The sequence below is a fragment of the Stenotrophomonas sp. PE591 genome (genome assembly GCF_018320795.1).
Taxonomy (GTDB): Bacteria; Pseudomonadota; Gammaproteobacteria; order Xanthomonadales; family Xanthomonadaceae; genus Stenotrophomonas; species Stenotrophomonas maltophilia.
On record NZ_JAAOKO010000001.1, the window covers coordinates 228080 to 244705 of the forward strand.

Annotated in this window: 14 protein-coding genes and 4 tRNA genes; 3 read left to right on the forward strand and 15 right to left on the reverse strand. The window is 66.4% G+C overall.

Annotation, left to right across the window (positions count from 1 at the left end; translation table 11 throughout):
• Nucleotides 1-201 precede the first annotated feature (201 nt).
• The gene (locus tag JLDANKMP_RS01250) at nt 202-1509 is read left to right on the forward strand and encodes a TolC family protein (RefSeq protein ID WP_003097539.1); all 1308 of its coding nucleotides are present in this window, start codon (nt 202-204) and stop codon (nt 1507-1509) included.
• Nucleotides 1510-1648: 139 nt separating this feature from the next.
• Here JLDANKMP_RS01250 and JLDANKMP_RS01255 read toward each other — a convergent pair whose 3' ends face one another.
• From JLDANKMP_RS01255 to JLDANKMP_RS01265, 3 genes are all read right to left on the reverse strand, one after another.
• Nucleotides 1649-3583 (reverse strand): integrase arm-type DNA-binding domain-containing protein, encoded by a 1935-nt coding sequence (locus JLDANKMP_RS01255; protein ID WP_196630777.1) that lies wholly within the window; start codon nt 3581-3583, stop codon nt 1649-1651.
• A gap of 227 nt (nt 3584-3810) precedes the next feature.
• A tRNA-Gly gene (locus JLDANKMP_RS01260) sits at nt 3811-3886 on the reverse strand.
• A gap of 142 nt (nt 3887-4028) precedes the next feature.
• Nucleotides 4029-4104: transfer RNA gene (locus tag JLDANKMP_RS01265), tRNA-Gly, on the reverse strand.
• A 130-nt stretch (nt 4105-4234) separates the two neighbouring features.
• On the opposite strand from JLDANKMP_RS01265, the gene JLDANKMP_RS01270 reads away from it, so the two are divergent.
• On the forward strand, nt 4235-4636 hold the full coding sequence (locus JLDANKMP_RS01270) for a hypothetical protein (RefSeq protein ID WP_212560346.1): 402 nt from the start codon (nt 4235-4237) through the stop codon (nt 4634-4636).
• Nucleotides 4629-5078 (forward strand): hypothetical protein, encoded by a 450-nt coding sequence (locus JLDANKMP_RS01275; RefSeq protein ID WP_212560347.1) that lies wholly within the window; start codon nt 4629-4631, stop codon nt 5076-5078. The genes JLDANKMP_RS01270 and JLDANKMP_RS01275 overlap by 8 nt, the downstream gene beginning before the upstream one ends.
• Nucleotides 5079-5080: 2 nt before the next feature.
• Here JLDANKMP_RS01275 and JLDANKMP_RS01280 read toward each other — a convergent pair whose 3' ends face one another.
• The 12 genes from JLDANKMP_RS01280 to kdsB form a co-directional block, all read right to left on the reverse strand.
• Complete coding sequence (locus tag JLDANKMP_RS01280) at nt 5081-6001, reverse strand: HlyD family efflux transporter periplasmic adaptor subunit (RefSeq protein ID WP_212560348.1); 921 nt, start codon at nt 5999-6001, stop codon at nt 5081-5083.
• A complete protein-coding gene (locus JLDANKMP_RS01285; protein WP_012479691.1) occupies nt 5998-6726 on the reverse strand; it encodes an ABC transporter ATP-binding protein in 729 nt (242 codons plus the stop codon). The genes JLDANKMP_RS01280 and JLDANKMP_RS01285 overlap by 4 nt, the downstream gene beginning before the upstream one ends.
• 10 nt (nt 6727-6736) lie before the next feature.
• Entirely contained in the window at nt 6737-7876 is a 1140-nt protein-coding gene (locus tag JLDANKMP_RS01290) for an ABC transporter permease (RefSeq protein WP_005412828.1), read from the reverse strand.
• On the reverse strand, nt 7873-9336 hold the full coding sequence (locus tag JLDANKMP_RS01295; protein ID WP_212560349.1) for an efflux transporter outer membrane subunit: 1464 nt from the start codon (nt 9334-9336) through the stop codon (nt 7873-7875). Before JLDANKMP_RS01295 ends, JLDANKMP_RS01290 begins: the two co-directional genes overlap by 4 nt.
• A gap of 369 nt (nt 9337-9705) precedes the next feature.
• A tRNA-Gly gene (locus JLDANKMP_RS01300) sits at nt 9706-9781 on the reverse strand.
• A 115-nt stretch (nt 9782-9896) separates the two neighbouring features.
• On the reverse strand, nt 9897-11003 hold the full coding sequence (locus JLDANKMP_RS01305) for an NAD(P)/FAD-dependent oxidoreductase (protein WP_212560350.1): 1107 nt from the start codon (nt 11001-11003) through the stop codon (nt 9897-9899).
• Nucleotides 11004-11140: 137 nt separating this feature from the next.
• Nucleotides 11141-11216, reverse strand: a tRNA-Gly gene (locus tag JLDANKMP_RS01310).
• Nucleotides 11217-11451: 235 nt separating this feature from the next.
• On the reverse strand, nt 11452-12078 hold the full coding sequence (gene pgsA, locus JLDANKMP_RS01315; protein ID WP_012510614.1) for a CDP-diacylglycerol--glycerol-3-phosphate 3-phosphatidyltransferase: 627 nt from the start codon (nt 12076-12078) through the stop codon (nt 11452-11454).
• An 18-nt stretch (nt 12079-12096) separates the two neighbouring features.
• Nucleotides 12097-13941 (reverse strand): excinuclease ABC subunit UvrC, encoded by a 1845-nt coding sequence (uvrC, locus tag JLDANKMP_RS01320; RefSeq protein WP_099552679.1) that lies wholly within the window; start codon nt 13939-13941, stop codon nt 12097-12099.
• Complete coding sequence (locus JLDANKMP_RS01325) at nt 13938-15350, reverse strand: hypothetical protein (protein ID WP_212560351.1); 1413 nt, start codon at nt 15348-15350, stop codon at nt 13938-13940. The genes uvrC and JLDANKMP_RS01325 overlap by 4 nt, the downstream gene beginning before the upstream one ends.
• Nucleotides 15347-15835 (reverse strand): low molecular weight protein-tyrosine-phosphatase, encoded by a 489-nt coding sequence (locus JLDANKMP_RS01330; RefSeq protein WP_005408877.1) that lies wholly within the window; start codon nt 15833-15835, stop codon nt 15347-15349. Before JLDANKMP_RS01330 ends, JLDANKMP_RS01325 begins: the two co-directional genes overlap by 4 nt.
• The gene (gene kdsB, locus JLDANKMP_RS01335) at nt 15832-16605 is read right to left on the reverse strand and encodes a 3-deoxy-manno-octulosonate cytidylyltransferase (protein ID WP_212560352.1); all 774 of its coding nucleotides are present in this window, start codon (nt 16603-16605) and stop codon (nt 15832-15834) included. The genes JLDANKMP_RS01330 and kdsB overlap by 4 nt, the downstream gene beginning before the upstream one ends.
• Nucleotides 16606-16626: the final 21 nt, after the last annotated feature.

A 16626-nucleotide genomic window follows, 5' to 3' on the forward strand; every position in this document is an offset into this window, starting at 1 on the left:
GAGCTTCTCACATCAAGAGGGCGAGACTTTGAACACGTTCTCAGGCGGCACGTTACCTACATTCCTCCCAATCCCCGCGCGGGCTTTCCGCCGATCTACCTCACGTTCCAAGTCCTGCGGAATTGATTTATGTGTCCGTGCTCGCCGCGCACCGATGCGGCAGACCACGTGATTTCGTGAATACCAATTCCGAGGACAACCATGTTTACTCCCTTTTTTGGCGCCCCCGAGGGGCGCCCGTCGGCGTACGGCCGAGGCACAACGCCGGCCTCGATGCGAGTGCATCGTCTGAAAGCTATCAGCATCGCGTTGGCGGGCAGTGCGCTTGTCTCGCCTGTAGCCTACGCCCTCGATTTTGCTGAGGCACGCCTTATCGCGGAGCAGCAGAGCCCACGCATAAGCGCGCAGCAGTTGCAGGTTAACGTCGCCGAATCCGTGCAGAAGGCAGCAGGCTCGCTGCCCGACCCCAAGCTCTCGCTCGGCATCGAAAACTACCCCATCAGCGGCATGGATCGCTGGAGCATGACGCGCGAATCCATGACGATGCAGCGCTTGGCGCTCATGCAGGAAGTGCCCAACAGGGCCAAGCGCGACGCCCAGGTCGCCAGCGCGCAGGCGCGTGTGGATCGAGAACGCGCGGCGCTGGTTTTGCAGCGATTGCAGATCCGCCAGGAACTCAGCCTGGCGTGGATCGCCGCGCAGGCGGTGGAGCAACGGGAGATACTGCTGACGGAACTGCTCGCGGAGAACCAGCGCCTGCAAGACAGTCTCCCCGCTCGCGTCGCCGGCGGCACCGCCCAGGCTGGCGATCTGTTGGTCGCGGAACAGGAGGCGCTGACACTCACGGACCGCCGTGACGATCTACAGCGGGACCGGGCCAAGGCCAGGGCCGCGTTGCGGCGCTGGGTGGGCTCCAGGGCCGACGAAGCACTGCAAGGCGATCCAGGCCCGCTCACTCGCCCCGTCGCGCAACTGCGCACAGAACTGGCGAATCACGCGGAGCTTGAACTCTATCCGGCGATGCAAAGCATGGCCCGGGCCGAGTCCCGCGAAGCCCAATCAGAGACCCGCGGCGATTGGGCCTGGGAGATAGCCTATAGCCGGCGTGATCGCCGATGGGGCGACATGGTGTCATTTCAGGTGACATTCGATCTGCCTTGGCAGAAGGATCGACGCCAAGTGCCCATGATCGAGGCAAAACGGCACGAGTTGGAACGTCTGGACGCCGAACGCGAAGACGTGGCGCGGCGGCATTTGCAGGAGCTGGACGACAGCGCCGCCGAACTCCAAGCGTTGAACAGCCAGATCGACCGCCTGCAGACCGCCGGCTTGCAACTGGTACGGAACCGAGCGGCGCTTGCATTGAGCAACTACCGATCCGCCAAGGGGGACCTGAGCGCTGTGCTCAGTGCACGCGCCCAGGTGCTGGAGACGCGCATGCGTCTGATCGACCTTGGAGCGCAGCGCGACAGCCTCGTCGCCCGACTGAACAGCCTGATCGCGGACTGAGTGGAGACCCTCGCCATGAATACCTCTTCGAGAAACATCCTTGCCGGCTTGACGCTGGTTGCTGCCGGTATTGCCGTTGGATGGGGCGTCGCCCAATGGCGCGCCGGCCACCTCAGCGGCTCCCCCGCTGCCAACAGCGTCAGGCACTTTCGAGCATTGCCGCATCATTTAGCAACCGTTGAATGCGCTGGCGAGTCTCCTCTGGAATACCTTGCACAGACGAGTCAGGTCCGGGCCTGTTTGGCTGCTGCTGGGTGCCCGCGATGACCCGCACGACCATGCCCAAATTTCCTGGTGTCACGATGTCGATGGCTGCGCGATCACCCAGGTCCGGATGTGGGCGGGTCAGCATCCGGTACAGGTCCCACGGATCCGCATGCGGGCACTGGTTCATGAGCACCTGTGCCAGCTTGTGCTTGAGGGGTACCAGCTGCCAGTCGGGCACGCGTTGCCCGCGGTTGCCCAAGCTGATGGACAGCAGCTTGCCCGCCTTCAGCTCGCGGTTGATCTGGTCCTTGGACTTCCCGGCCAACTTGCCGAACAGCGGGACCGGCAGACTGCTCGGCGATTCGTAGATGACCAGCATTTCCTCGCGCTCGCGCTGGATGACAGACACCTCCGGCTCTGGCGCATGCGTCGGGGGCGGTGGTACCTGCGACAGTCGCTGGAATGTGATTCCCCCGTCGTTTGGCGTCACGACGATGGGTTCGGCCACCACAGGCGGAACGGATGCCGCAGAAGCAGCAGCGACGATGGTGTTGGGCTTGTCCTCCTCTGCCATGGCCGGCACGCCCTCGATATGGATCGTGAGGTGCGCGCTGGCCGCTTCCACTTGGCCCTGTTCGAGCAGATCGAGACGATCCGCCCAGTCCTGCATCATCCGGCGGCGCGGCTCAACATACTTGGCGTGGTTGTAGGCCGAACTCACCTTGTTCGGGTCCGAGTGCGAAAGCTGCGCGTCCACCCAAATCTTGGGATAGCCGATCTCGTTGAGCGCCGTCGAGATGGTTCCGCGGATGCCGTGACCGGTCAGTTGATCCTCGTAGCCCATTCGTTTCAAGGCCGCGTTGAGGGTGTTCTCGCTGATGCGCTTCTTGAGTTCGCTGCGGTGCGTGAGCAGATGGACCTGGGCCGGCCTCATCACACCCAACAGGTAGCGCACGATCTCGATGGCCTGCACGGACAACGGCACGATGTAGGGCGGAACGTCCTGCGGGCGCTTGCCGGCCTTGCGCATCTCGTCTTGGAGTTGCTTGACGATCTGCGGCGGGATGATCCACAGGCCACGGTCGAGATCGAACTGGTCCGGGGTCGCCAGCCGCAGCTCGCCGGTACGCACGCCGGTCAGGAACAGCAGCCGGATGCCGAGTTGGGTCTGCCAACCACGAGGGTTGTAGAGCCTGAGCTTGTGCAGGAACTCGGGAAGCTCCGGAAGATGCAGGTAGGGGTTGTGGTTCACCGGGGGCTTGGGCTCGGCCACCACGTCCAGGTCGGAGGCCGGATTGGCTTCCAGCCCCTCCACGATGACGAGGGCATAGCGGAACAACTGCCCCAGCCAGGTGCGGACCTTCTCGGCAGTGGTGAACGCCTTGCGCTCCTCGATCCTCGCCAGGACGCCCAGGAGTTGGGGCCGGCGAATGTCGTAGATCGACATCTGCTTGAGGCTAGGCAGCACGTCCTTGTTGAAGATCCGCAGGATTTGCGACAGCGTGCTGTTCCTGCCCTCCTTGATTTCCTTGCGGCGATGCTCGACCCACGCATCGAAGACGGCCTTGAAGGTGTAGTCGGCCGCAAGCTTGACCGCGTGTCGCTTCTGTTTCCGATCGGTATGGGGGTTGACGCCCTTTGCCAGAAGCGCCCGGGCTTCGTCGCGCAAGGTGCGCGCTTCGCGCAAACCGATCTCGGGGTAGTTCCCCAGGGAGATGCGCTTTTGCTTGCCGAGCCAGTAATAGCGCAAATGCCACGACTTGCCGCCGGTGCGGGCGACCACCAGGCCGAGGCCATTGGTGTCGGGGATGCTGTAGGTTTTCTCGGCGGCCTTGGCTTGCCGCACGGTCAGATCAGAGAGTGTCATCATCAAGCTCCTAAGTCTTGGACTTAGGCCCGATGCTGCTTGTCATCCCGATCCAACCCCAGCAACAACCCGGAACCGGCACGACCCGCATTCTTTGGCCTTGTTTTTGGCCTCAAAAATGGTGGCTGTCAGTGGACTTTCGTGGCTTTCGCTGGAATGAAAAAAGGAGCCGAAGCTCCTCTTTTCAATGACTTACAGACGTCAGTGGAAGTCTGTAGATCATAAATTGGAGCGGGAAACGAGACTCGAACTCGCGACCTCAACCTTGGCAAGGTTGCGCTCTACCAACTGAGCTATTCCCGCGTAAGCTGACATGGTACCGGAAATCCGGGACACACACCAGCGATTTCACCTTTCTGACTGCGCGCAAAGCCTTGTCGCCCAACGTGCCCCACCTTGCCGTGGCGGGAGAAAAACAAGGCCCCTACCGGGGCCCTGTAGAATCTGGAGCGGGAAACGAGACTCGAACTCGCGACCTCAACCTTGGCAAGGTTGCGCTCTACCAACTGAGCTATTCCCGCAGATTCCGTTCGACCTGCGTCGAAGGAGCGCTATTGTGTCCAAATTCCTTCACGCCGTCAACAGTCTTCACATCATGCGGTCACGCGCGTCCGCACTGGGGTACGCTGCCCCGCCCGGCCCCGTTCGCCCATGCTCCTTCGCGGCACGCCTCTGTTGATCGCCCTGCTGCTGCATCTGCTGGTGGCCCTGCTGTACTGGGCGCTGATGCCGATGGGAATGAACTGGTATCGCGACCATTTCGGCTTTGCTTCACATCGTGACATCGGCCTGGGCATCGCCCAGTTCCATCTGTTCTGGATGTTCATTGGCGCCCAGCCGCTGATCGCGGTGCTGCGGCCACTGTTTGCCAAGCTGCTGGTGCTGGCGATTCCCCTGGCGTTCGCGAGTTGGACACTGATGCACAACCATCCGCTGCGCCTGCTGTACTTCACCCTCGGGCCCGGCCTGCTGGCACTGGCCGCGATCGCTATTTCCGCGTGGTATGCATCACGCAAGCGTCTGCCTGCCGCCACGGACACCGCCGATGCCTAGACGCTACGTCCGCCTGTTCTGGTTGCTGGTTGCGTTGACCTGGCTGGCGCTGATCGCCGCACTGGTCAATGCCGGCTTCACCCCGGACTACTGGCTGCTGCATCGCCTGGAAGGTGCCGAGCTGCCCTACCCGACCAGCACCGTCATCGTGTTCGCGTTGCTGGGCACGGTTGAACTGGTCGTGGCGGCCCTGATTGTGCGACCGTGGAAACTGAAGCGACTGTGGCTGCGCCTGCTGATCGCCTTCGCCCTGCTGCTGGCATGGTCGGTGCCGTGGATGCTGTCAGCCATGCACCAGCCACCTGTACACGGCATGCATCTGCTGTGGTTGTTGCTGCTGGACGTGGGACTGCTGCTGGCACTGTGCATGGTGTCGGCGGTGAGCGCATGGCGGGTGCTCAGGCGTCGAGGGCGCGCGGATGCGCCCCCGCCGCAGCACTAGGCTTACTTCCGGAATTCCACCCGCACATGCTGGCCGAAGCGCGCCTTGGCCTCGCCATCGAACTCCAGTACACACTGCACCACCTTGGCCACGCCACGCCCTGCGTCTTCAGGCAGGCGTGCCTGCGCGAATACCGGGCTGATGCGCACCACGCGTGCAGACGGCAGTGTCCTGGTGTTTTCGGCGCCATCGCTATCCGGCACGACGGTAGCCTTCATGCCGACCTGCACGGCATCGGCGTAGGCCGCGCTGAGTTCGGCACGTACCTGTAGCGGGCGCGCCGGCAGCAGCGAGATCGCCGGCTTGCCCGCCTGCACGAAAGCTCCGAGGCCAGGCACCTGGCCGACCACGGTGCCGGCTTCCGGCGCGCTCAGCGACATCTGCTGCAGTTTCAGCCTGGCGTGTTCCAGCTTGTGCTGGGCCAGGTCGACCTGCGCACTGGCCACGTCGACATCGGCGCGCACACCCGCCAGCTGCTGCTTGGCCGCATCGGCCTGCTGATTGGACGACACGCCTTCGCTGGCCCCCGTGGACAGGCGAGTAGCGTTGCGCTCCAGTTCGCGCAGCTGCGCCTGACTGCCCTTCAGGCGGTCATTGGCCAAGGCGAGATCGGCGCTGGCCATCGCCACCTCCTGCTGCAGCAAGGCACCATCCAGCGACAGCAGCAGCTGCCCCTTCTTCACCGTGGCGCCTTCCTTCACCGGTGCGGCGGTGATCGAGCCATCCACCGGCGGTGCCAGCGCGATCAGGCCACCCTCGACGTCGATGATGCCGCGCGCCACCGCGACCTTGCCGACGGCGGTTGCACCGGCCTTGCCCGAAGGCGACTGTGCAGGCGCAGGCGCGTCCCTGGAACAGGCGCCGAGCAGCAGTGCCGCGGACAGGGCCAGGCTGAGGGGAAGCAGGTGCGACGTCTTGGTCATGGGGCGGACTCTACAGTTTCGTTCTGGCGGCGGTCATCACGGACCATGCCGTCTTCCATGGCGATCACCCGATCGGCATGCCGGATCAGGCGCGGATCGTGGCTCACGCACAGCACGGTGGCGCCATGCGCACGTGCGTAGCGATGCAGGATGTCGATCACGCGCTGGCCGTTCTCGGCGTCCAGCGCGCTGGTGGGTTCGTCTGCGAAGATCAGCGTCGGCGACTTGGCGAAGGCGCGGGCAACGGCCACACGCTGCTTCTCGCCGCCGGACAGCTGCGCCGGGCGCATGTGGCTGCGGTGGCTGAGGCCCACTTCTTCCAGCGCCTTGCGCGCCAGCGGTTCGCTTTCGCGATTGCGCATGCCGCGGTAGCCCAGCGGCAGCTGCACCTGCTCCAGCGCAGTCAGTGCCGGGAACAGATTGAAGCCCTGGAACACGAAACCGACATGGTGCAGGCGGAAGCGCTCCACCTCGCTTCGGGTCATGTGCCCCACATCCTGGCCAAGTGCGTGCACGCGGCCACCATCGGGCGCGGACAGGCCGGACAGCAGCGACAACAGCGTGCTCTTCCCGCAACCCGACGGGCCCGATACCAGGGTCAGCTCGCCAGGATAGATGTCCAGCGACAGGCCGCGCAGCACCGGCACCTGCACGTCGCCGGACATGAAGCCCTTTTCAAGTGCATCGGCCCGCAGGGTCGGGGCGACGGCGCGTGTGGAAGTCATCGGCCGGTCCTCAACGCAGCAGCAACGATGGATCGGAGCGGACGACACTGCGCACCGCCATGATGCTGGAGAGCATGGCCATCACCGCAACCAGCGCGACGCAGCCGAGGATCACCATCGGTGTCAGCTGCACCGGAACGCGCTGGGTCTGCGCGATCAACAGCACCACGGTGCTGAAGGCCGCCGCCAGCAACATGCCCACGCCACCGATCAGCAACGCCTGCTCGAACACCACCCGTGCCAGCGCATAGCGGCCTGCACCGAGTGCATTGAGCGTGGCGTACTCGCGCACTGAGCCAGCCACCACCGACGCGAACGACTGGTTGGTGATCACCGCGCCGACGAAGCAGACGATGACGGCCATGAACAACACCGCGATGCCGGCACCGGTGTCGAACAGCCAGTACTGCTGCGAGCGGCTGGCGAACTCCGGCGCGGTCCAGAACTCGACCGGCGTAGCCTGGCCCATTGACGCGGCCAGGCGATCGCGCACGCGGTCGGCCAGGTCCGGCGAGCGCAGGCCCGCCACGAAGTAGGTACTGCCCTCATGTGGGTCGGTACCGGCGATGGCGCGCGCGGTATCCAGCGAAGCCAGTACGTTGACACCACCAAGGCCACGCAGGCCCGGCTGCGCGGCAACCACGCGCACGGCCTTGCCATTGATCCAGGCACGGTTGTTCTGCAGGTCCACGCCGAGCGTATCCAGATCGGCACTGTCGACGATCACCGCACCCGGCTCGCGCAACTGCGCGCGCAGGTCGGCAGGCAGGATGCGCGCGAACATCATTGCGTCGTCCTGGGTGGAGATGCCGGACAGGTACACCGACACGTTGCCGGTGCCCTGCGCGCCGGACCGCCACTCACCATCGACCCATTCGTAAGGTTCGACGCGGGTGACATCCGGGTCCATGCGCAGGTGGCTTTCGACATCCGCGCTGATCGCATGCCCGTAGTTGACGCTCTGGGTGCCGGGGAAACCGGCCCAGATATCGGCCGAGGACGCCTTCACGTAGATCGCGGCGGTGCCGAAGATGCCCAGCACCAGTGCGGCCTGCACGATCAACAGCACGCCGGCGAAGCACATCGCCAGCACCACCGGCAGGAACCGGCGCCACTCGTAGGCCAGGGTCTTGCGGGCCAGCGCGATCATTGCTGTTCGCCCTCAGCCTCGGCCGGCAGCGGCGCGCCCCCGAGGGCGCGGTACAGCGAGGCGAACGCCAGCACGCGTGCGCCCTGTGCACCGATGAGATCGGCCTGCGAGGCCAGTGCGGCACGCTGCGTGTCCAGACCCTCGAACTCGCTGGACAGGCCCAGCTGCACCTGCCGCGCCTGGCGCTTGACCTGCTGGCTGGCAACATCATTGGCCGCACGCAGCGACTGGATGCTGCTGTCCTGGCGCGCCAGGCTGCCCAACGCGCCCTCCACCTCGCTCACGCCTTCCAGCACCGCCTTGCGGTAGCCCAGCAAGGCGGCATCCAGTTGCTTCTCATCGGCATGGAAGCGCGCTCGGCGCTGCCCCCAGTCCCACAGCGGAATATCGATGTACGGGCCGATCGACGGGCTGGAGTCGGAATTGGAACGGGCGTTCTGGGTGAGGTTGTAGGCGTACAGGATCGAGCCACCCAGGCTGATCCGCGGATACATCGCAGCGCGCGCCGCGCCCTTGCTGGCGGCGGCCTGCATCACTTCCGATTCGGCCAGCAGGATCTGCGGTCGATGTCGCAGCAGGTCAGCCGGGACCTGCTGCAGCGTGAACGCACCCAGCGTCGGCGGGGTGCGGTAGGCGTGCCAGGCCGGATCCGGACGCTCGCGGCCCAGCAGCAATGCCAGCGCGCGGGCCGCGTTGTCAGCATTTTCGCGGGCCTGCGCCGTGGCTGCGCGGGTCGTCGCCTGGCGCGCACGCAGGCGGTCCAGCTCGCCGGGTTCATCCAGGCGCAGGCGCTGGCGGACCAGGGCCAGTTGTTCACCGCGGTCGTCCACAGTCTGCTGCCGGGCCAGCAGGTCCTGCTGGGCCTGTGCCACGGTGAGGTCAAGATAGCTACGCACCACGTCGGCGATCACCGCGACCTGCGCGGCATTGCGCAGCGCCTCGGCATTGCCGGCCGAGGCCTGCGCGCTCAACTGCGCGCTCTCGGCGGCGCCGAACAGGCCCAGGTCCCAGATCGCTTCAATGCCGGCATGGAAGTAGGTATCGACAGCGGCGGCGTCCTGCACCTGCTTGGCGCTGGCGGAGATTTCCGGCAGGAAACGCGAGTCGGACGTGCCAGCGACGATCCGAACGGCCTGCAGGCGCAACGTGGCCTGCTGCAGGTCGACATTGCCTGCGATGGCCTGGTCGACCAGGCCGTCCAGCGCCGGGTCGGACAGCACCTTCCACCACTGCCTGGCGTCCACCGCCACGCCCTGGCCCTGCGGTACCTGGGTCCAGGCGCTGGGTGTGCGATCAGGCAGGTCCGGGACGGGCACCGACATGCAGCCGGCCAGGGCCAGGGTTGCCAACAACGCACCGGGGCGCAGCACTGCCTGCAGGGAGAGTCCGCGCCCTGTCCTGGGCACTGCCACTGAAGTGATACGCCTGACCACCAGCCCGCCAACGTGTAGAAGGAGCATGAAGGCTACCGTGCGATTGTGGAGCGAACATGGAGAAATGGTCCGAAAAAGGTCACAGCACGCGTGCGGTTCAGGCAACGATGGCGTTGGCCTTTCGCCAGCCTTTCACTGCATGCGACGCACGGAACGCTGGTGCGACATCCGGGCCATTGCGTCTTCTTGCCAACTTCCCCGAGCCCCGCGCCTGCGGTCATCCCCACGACCGATACGCCCCGCCATTCCGATTGCGACACTGACGCTGGAATCGTCCCGCCAGGCCGTCGATATCACGCCCGCCATGACGATGCCATGGCGCGAATGTAGCGCCCCGTGCCGCCAACGTCATGACAAACGAAAAACGCCCCCTTGCGGGAGCGTTTTTCTTGAATCTGGAGCGGGAAACGAGACTCGAACTCGCGACCTCAACCTTGGCAAGGTTGCGCTCTACCAACTGAGCTATTCCCGCAGATTTCGTTCGACCTGCGTCGAAGGAGCGCTATTGTGTCGATATTGCTGCACGGCGTCAACAGGAATTTTCGCCTGCATTGTGGGGAGGCGTTCAGGCCCCCAGGACTGACACCTCAGGTCCGCAGGCCACGGCGGTGGAAGTAGACCTGCTCGGCGATGCGCCGCGTGGCCGCCGTATGCAGCAGTGCATTGAGCGGCCAGTCGGCCTGCAGATGGTCCATCGCCCAGCGCAGCAGGCGCTTGCCATGGAATGCCGGCGCCACCCACCGCGCCACCCGTTCCGCTTCCGGCCCTTGCCCACGCAGATGGCGGGCAATCGCCTCGCCGACCGCCCAGCCGTGCCGCCACGAGGAGTGGATGCCCCCGGCGGACAGCGGCGAGATGATGCCTGCCGCGTCGCCGGTCAGGATCACGCGTTGGCCGGTGAACGGCCCATCCGGCCGGCCGCACGGGACCAAGCCGGCGCGGATGGCCGAGGGACGCGCCGAAGGCGGAATGCCGACCACATCGCGCACGTGGTCGAGGAAGCCATCGATATCCGGCGGCCGCACCTGTTGCGGGTCATGACGCAGCGCCAATCCCACCTGCAGCCCGGTCGGATTCTGCGCGACCCAGCCGATGTAGCCCGGTGCGTAGTGCTTGCTGACGAAGCAATGCAGCGCGTCGCCCTGCGGCACCTGCAGGCCGGCGAACTCGCGCTCGACGCCGTAGAGGGTGTCGCGCACCTGGCCAAGGCCGGTGCGCTGGGCCACGCGTGAGCGTGCGCCGTCGGCGCCGACCAGATAGGCGCAGCGCCCTGCCCCTTCCACCTGCCAGCCGTCACCACAGCGACGAGCGTCGGTGAAGGACTGCTGCAGGCGCAGGTCGACACCGTTCGCGCGCAGTTCGCTGGCCAGCCAACGCATCACGTTCGGCGTATCGGTGGTGAGGAAGTAATAGCCCGGCGCGGCCAGCAACACGTTGCGCAGGTTCGGCGCATACAGGCGCACGTTGGCGACGCGCTGCACCAGATGCTCGGGCATGCGCCCCAACCAGGTCTGCTCCATCGCTTCTTTCACCACGATGCCGGTGGTGTGCAGGCGCTCGCCGGGGTCGGCCTTGCGTTCAAGCACGCAGACGCGCAGACCGTACTGGGCGGCAGCCAGTGCGCAGGCGGCACCGGCGAAGCTGGCGCCGACGATGACCACGTCGTGGTCGTAGGCGGAAGGAGTTTGGGACATTGCGACATCGCCGTGGGGAGCGGAGATGCAGCTTCGAACTGCCGCGTGGTGAGGCGAAGGAGTGGCGGTGAAGTGAGGATGAAGCGTGGAACACGCAAACGAAAAACGCTCCCTTGCGGGAGCGTTTCTCTTGAATCTGGAGCGGGAAACGAGACTCGAACTCGCGACCTCAACCTTGGCAAGGTTGCGCTCTACCAACTGAGCTATTCCCGCTTGGGAGGCGAAATTCTACCTATTCCAAGGATGGCGTCAAGCGCTTTTTTCAGGGTCTGCGAGGCGTCTTGCACTGCCTATCCACGCATGGCGTGGATCTACTACAGCGTCTCCGCAAACTGATGGATCCGCCCCCTCCGTGGATGCGGCATTTCCAATAGATCCACGCCATGCGTGGATGGCAGCAACCGTGGGGGCAGAGCCCTTTCCTGCGGAAAGGGATCCGACCCCGGGCTCAGTTACCCAGCTTCTTCTGCCGCGCACGCTCGCGCGCAGCGCGCTCGTCATCGCGCAGGCTCGGCCAGGCGGCGTGCAGGTACTGCAGGCCCGACCACAGGGTCAGCACCGCGGCAATGGCCAGGGTCCAGTCGCCGATATGGAACACCGGCCAGCCCATCCAGATGTCTTCCACCGGCACGTTCGGGGCCACCGAGTACAGCAGGCACAGCAGCGCGACCATCTGCGCGGTGGTCTTGACCTTGCCGATCATCGCCACGCGCACCTTCGCGCGCTGGCCCAGCTCGGCCATCCATTCGCGCAGCGCCGACACCGCGATCTCGCGGCCGACGATGACCGCCGCCCAGAACGCCATCCACGGCGTCGGATGGCCCTGCACGATCAGGAACAGTGCCACTGCCACCATCAGCTTGTCCGCGACCGGGTCGAGGAAGGCGCCGAAGGCCGACTCCAGCTGGTAACGGCGTGCGATCCAGCCATCGAGCCAGTCGGTGATCGCGGCCAGGCCGAAGATCGCCGCCGAAGCGAAGTTGGTCCAGGTGTAGGGCAGGTAGAACACCAGCACCAGCACCGGGATCATCACGATCCGCAACAACGTCAGCCAGGTGGGCAGGGTCAACTTCATGCTTGCGTGCTTCTCTCTCTACTCGGCCGCATCAGGCGTGGCCAACCCGTGCAGGTTAGCGTAGATACGTGCCGCGAGGGCGTCATTGATGCCTTCCACCTTGGCGATTTCAGCTTCGCCAGCGGCTTTCAGGCCCACCAGGCCGCCGAAATGCTTGAGCAGGCTGGCGCGGCGGCGCGGCCCGATACCGGGAATGTCCTCCAGCTTGCTGGTCATCCGCGCCTTCTGGCGGCGGCCACGATGGCCGGTGATGGCGAAGCGGTGCGCCTCATCGCGCACCTGCTGGATGAACTGCAACGCCGGGTTGGCCGCGCCCGGGCGCAGCTCGCGGCCATCGGGCATCACCAGCGCTTCGTGGCCGGCGCGGCGCTCCACGCCCTTGGCCACGCCCACCAGCAGCACGCCTTCCACGCCCAGGTCGGCCAGTGCGGCCTGGGCCTGCGCCAGCTGGCCGGCGCCACCGTCGATCAGCAGCACGTCCGGCAGCACGCCCTGCTCTTCCACCGCACGGCGGAAGCGGCGATCGATGGCCTGGCGCATGGCGGCGTAGTCATCGCCCGGCTCGATGCCGCTGATGTTGAAGCGGCGGTACTGCGCGCGCACCGGACCGGCGGCGTCGAACACCACGCACGAGGCTACGGTGGCCTCGCCCAGGGTGTGGCTGATGTCGAAACATTCGACACGCTTGACCGGCTCGGCAAGACCCAGCATGTCGCGCAGTGCATCGCTGCGCGCGTGCTGCGCGTTGCGGCTGTTGAGTTCGGTGGCCAGGGTCAGCTGCGCGTTGCGGCTGGCCAGCTCCACGTACCCGGCACGCTCGCCGCGCACGTTCCACTTCAGCTGCACCTTGCGCTCGGCCGAGGCCGACAGCGCGGCGACCAGCAGGTCGGCGTCGGGAATCTCGCGGTCCAGCAGGATCTCGCGCGGTGGCTCGAATTCGATGTAGTACTGCGAGACGAACGCGGCCAGCACTTCCTCCGGGCTCTCCTCGCCATTGGTGCGCGGGAAGAACGGGCGGGTGCCGAGATTGCGGCCATCACGGAAGGCCAGCAGCAGCACGCAGGCCTGCGAGCCCTGCATGGCCACCGCCAGCACGTCCAGGTCGGCAGCACGGCCATCCACGTACTGGCGGGTCTGCATGCTGCGCAGCGAGGAAATCAGGTCACGCAGGCGCGCGGCCTGCTCGAATTCCAGTGCCTCGCTGGCGGCCTGCATCTGCTCGCCCAGCTCGCGGGTCAGTTCGTCGCTCTTGCCTTCCAGGAACAATGCAGCGCGACGCACCGATTCGGCGTACTCGGCAGGCGCCACCAGCTCCACGCAGGGCGCGCTGCAGCGCCCGATCTGGTATTGCAGGCACGGCCGCGAGCGGTTGCGGAACACGCTGTCCTCGCAGCTGCGCAGCTTGAACAGCTTGTGCATCAGGTTCAGCGTTTCGCGCACCGCAGTGACGCCGGGATACGGCCCGAAGTAGCGGCCGGGAATGGCGCGCGGGCCGCGATGCAGCGCGATGCGCGGCCAGTCCTCGCGGGTCAGCAGCACATGCGGGTAGGTCTTGTCGTCGCGCAGCGAGACGTTGTAACGCGGCGACAGCGACTTGATCAGCTGGTTTTCCAGCAGCAGCGCCTCGGCTTCCGAGCGCGTCACCGTCACGTCCATGCGCACGATCTGCGAGATCATCGACATGATCCGCGCATTCTTCGGGCTGCCGTTGAAATAGCTGCCGACTCGGTTACGCAGCGCACGCGCCTTGCCGACATACAGCAGGGTGTCGTCGGCCGCGTACATGCGGTACACACCGGGGGCGGTACTGAGCTGGGCCGCGAAGGCCTTGCCGTCGAAGGCCGGGGCGGGAACGTCGGTCATTCGCTGATCGGCACTTCGCTGAGCACGCCGCTGTCGGGATCGAATCGCAGCACGGCGTGGGCATCGGTCTCGGCGATCCACACCGCACCGGCACCCACGGCCAACCCGGCCGGGCCGTGCAGGCGGCGCGGCAGCGGCTGGGTGGTCAGTTCGCCACCGCCCAGCCGCAGCGTGCGCAGGCGACCATTGCCGGTATCGGCAATCCACAGCAGCGGCGCATCCGGACTCAGCGCGATCGCCTGTGGGAACTGCAGGCTGGCCTGCGCGCGCGGGCCATCTTCGTCACCGAAACGCCAGGGGCCCTGCCCGACCAGCGTCTGCACCAGATCCCCGCGCAGCTGCAGTGCACGGATCGAGGAGCCCAGCGCATCGGCCACGTACAGCACCTGCTGCACCACGGCCAGTGCAGTCGGTTGAGCAAACGCGGCCAGATGGCCGCTGCCGTCACGCTCGTCGATGGCACCGCTGCCGGCACGCCATTGCAGGCGGCGCTGACCCAGGTGGTAGCTCCAGATGCGGTTGTCGCCGGCCATGGCGATGTGCAGCTGGTTATCGGCGATGGCGAGGCCGACCGGGTGGTCCAGCGAGACCTGCCGCGCCTGTGCTACCGGGCCCTCCACCGGCGCACCGGGGCGGCCATTGCCGCACAGCGTGTCGACGATGCCGGTCAGCAGGTTGATGCGGCGCACGGCATGGTTGCCGGTGTCGGCCACGTACAGTGCGTCGCGCTCAAGCACCAGCGCCTGCGGGCGATGGAACGCCGCTTCGGCGAGGTTGCCGTCCATGAAATCGGCCGTCCCCAGCCCGAACTGGCGCAGGATGCGGCCGCCGTGGCTGCATTCGAGGATGCGGTGATGGCCACTGTCGGCGATGTACAGGCGTTCGGTACTGACCGCCAGGCCCAGCGGAAAACGCAGGGCCTGCCGCGGCTCCGGATGCAGCTCGGTACCGCCGCGCGGCGGTGCCGACGGCGCGCCGTGGCACAGCGCATTCAACGCACGCTCAAGCTCTCCCGGAGCCCCCAGCCCGACCAGCCGTTGCTGCTCGCGGCCCTGCGCGTCCAGCAGCACCACGGTCGGCCACGATGTGATGCCGAAGCGACGCCAGCCATCCCAGTCGGCATCGAGCAGGACCGGCATTGACAGCCCCTGGCGGCGCAGCAGTTTGAGTGCGGCGCCGGCGTCACGCTCGAAATCGAAGCGGGGTACCTGCAGGACCAGCGGCTGCAGCATGCCAGGGTGACGCGACAGCCATTGACTGAACTCGGCCAGGCGCTGCGCGCTCCAGGCAGAAGCGGCGTTGACGAACAACAGCGCCACCGGCCGACCGCGCAGTTCGGTCAGGGTACAGGGGGCGGCATTGAGCCAGGTGGCGAACTCGGGCAGGTCCGGGACGGGCTGGACGTTCATGGCCCGATTATGCCGGAGTCGGCGTCATGCAACAGTCGTGCCACTGCACGTTTTGCAGCATTGTCGACCAGCGTCCAGACCTGTTCGAAGTGATCACTGCCGCCGGTGTAGGGATCCGGGATGGCCGCCTGCCCCTCCCCGCCCGACCAGGGCAGGTACAGCGCCAGCCGCTCACGCTGGGCGGGTGCCACCAAGCGTCCCGCGTCCCGCAGGTTCGCCTCGTCGGCGCACAGGATCCAGTCGAAGCGGTCGAAATCAGCGGCGTGCAGCTGGCGCGCACGCAGGCCGCCGATGTCCACGCCGTGCCCGGCCGCGCAGGCGATCGCACGCCGGTCCGGCGGCTCGCCCACATGCCAGTCACCGGTGCCGGCCGAATCCACCTGCACGCGCCCCGCCAGTGGCGAAGCGTCCAGGCGTGCGCGGAGCGCGCCTTCGGCCATCGGCGAACGGCAGATGTTGCCGAGGCAGACGACCAGCAGCTTCATCGGGCAGCCAGCGTCTGCAGCAGTGCTTCGGCGCGCTCCAGGTCCTCGGGCGTGTCGATGCCCGCCGGGAATGGTTCAGGCGAGATCGCCACGCTGATCGGGTAGCCGGCCTCGAGCACGCGCAGCTGCTCCAGCGATTCGACCTGCTCCAGCCGGCCCGGGGGCATCGCCGCGAACTGCTGCAGGAAACCGGCGCGGTAGCCGTAGATGCCGATGTGGCGCAGCCAGGCATGCCCTTCCGGCAGCACCTCGCGGCTGCGCGCGAAGCCATCGCGGTGCCAGGCAATCGGCGCGCGGCTGAAGTACATCGCCTCGTTGCGCACGTTGCGCACCAGCTTGACCACGTTCGGATCGAACAGGGTTTCTGCATCCTCCACAGCGGTCGCCAGGGTCGACATCGGCGCATTGCCTTCAACCAGCGCCTGGGCCACCGCACGGATTCCCGCAGCCGGCGCGAACGGTTCATCACCCTGCAGGTTGACCACTACGGTGTCGTCGGCCCAGCCGGCGATGCGCGCGCACTCGGCCAAGCGGTCGGTACCGGAGGCATGCGAGGTGGCGGTCATGGCCACCTTCACCTCGGCCAGCCCGGACAGCGCGTCGGCGATGCGTTGATCGTCGGTAGCGACCCAGACCTCGCCAGCGCCGGCCTGCAGCGCGCGGCGCGCCACGCGCAGCACCAGCGGCTCACCACCCAGCAGGCGCAGCGGCTTGCCCGGCAGCCGCGAGGCGGCATAGCGGGCCGGAATGGCGACGACGAATTCGGTCATGGGGCGATACTCGGCAGGCTC